The organism is Microbacterium sp. Bi128 (assembly GCF_918698205.1).
Map to the genome: position 1 here is coordinate 1 of NZ_CAKKMM010001388.1, position 1,329 is coordinate 1,329.

Annotated in this window: 1 protein-coding gene and 1 pseudogene; both read right to left on the reverse strand. The window is 70.1% G+C overall.

All coding sequences use genetic code 11. From position 1 onward, the window contains the following. Nucleotides 1–431, reverse strand: a pseudogene (locus tag LQV45_RS33035) (gamma-glutamyl-phosphate reductase); the annotation flags it as partial. 26 nt (nt 432–457) lie between these two features. Continuing rightward, nucleotides 458–1,329: glutamate 5-kinase (gene proB, locus LQV45_RS33040; protein WP_230011892.1), on the reverse strand; the 872-nt coding region annotated here is incomplete at its 5' end.

Consider the following 1,329-nt stretch of genomic DNA (forward strand, 5'->3'; position numbering starts at 1 on the left):
TGGCCCCGCACGACGTTTCCGACGGGATCGGGCAGGGTAGCGAGGTTTTCCAGTGCCCCGGTGAGGGCGGTGATGCGTGACTCGGTCAGCGTCAGGCGGTCCAGCAGGGCGGCGCTGGTGCCGGCGGCCCGGCCGGCCGCGACGTCCTTGGCGTTGGCGGCCAGGATCTGGTGCTTGTGATCCACAAGCGCCTTGCCGACGGCGCGCAGGCCCCGGTCCTTCCAGGCCCGGTTGGCGCGTGCCATCCTGTGGGCAGCGTGGCGTGAGCGGTCTGCGACCGCGTGGACGGCTGCTTCGGTCTCCGTTGCCGTGCCAGGGGCCGCTGCCGGATCCGGCGCCGCCGCGAACCCTTGGGCGGGCGCGGCGTTACCGGCGGGAACGGTGCCGGCAGGCACATCAGTCACGGCAGCGGAAGTCAGGGCCTCAGTCATGCTTCCAGTTTAGGCGTCGGGGGAACCTAGACCAGCACCAGGTCGTCAACATGAACAACTTCGCGGTCATATCCGCGGCCCAGTGCCTTGCCGAGCTCATGGGTGGAGCGGCCCAGCATCTGGGGCAGCTCGGCGGCCGAATAGTTGACCAGCCCGCGGGCAATCACCGTGTTGTCCAGGGACACCATCTCCACGGCGTCGCCGGCCTCGAAGTCGCCCTTCACCGCGGCGATTCCGGCCGGCAGAAGCGAGGTGCGGCGGTCGCGGACGGCCTTGACCGCGCCGTCGTCGAGCACCAGGGTGCCGCGCACGGATGCCAGGTGGGCCAGCCACAGGAGCCGGATCGGCTTGCGCGCGCCGTTGACGGAGAACCATGTGCCCACGTCCTCGCCGGCCAGCGCGGCGGCCGCATTGGCCGTGGATGTTACGAGGGCGTGGATACCCGACCCCGCGGCGATGCTGGCGGCTTCGACCTTGGTGACCATGCCGCCCGTGCCCACACCGGCCTTGCCGGTGCTGCCGATCGAGACGCCGTCGAGGTCGTGGGGGCCGGAGACGTGCGGAATCCGCTTGGCGCCGTGCGACGGCGGACCGTCGTACAGGGAGTCGACGTCGGAGAGCAGCACGAGCGCGTCGGCGCGGACCAGGTGAGCCACCAGGGCAGCGAGGCGGTCGTTGTCGCCAAAGCGGATCTCGTGGGTGGCTACGGTGTCATTTTCGTTGACCACCGGGACAACGCCGAGGTTCAGCAGCCGGTCCAGCGCGCGGAACTCGTTGGTGTGCTGGCTACGGCGCATGAAATCATCGGCGGTCAGCAGCACCTGGCTGACGGTGACACCGTGCGCGCCGAAGGCGTGGGTGTAGCGGGCCATCAGCAGGCCCTGACCCACACTGGCGG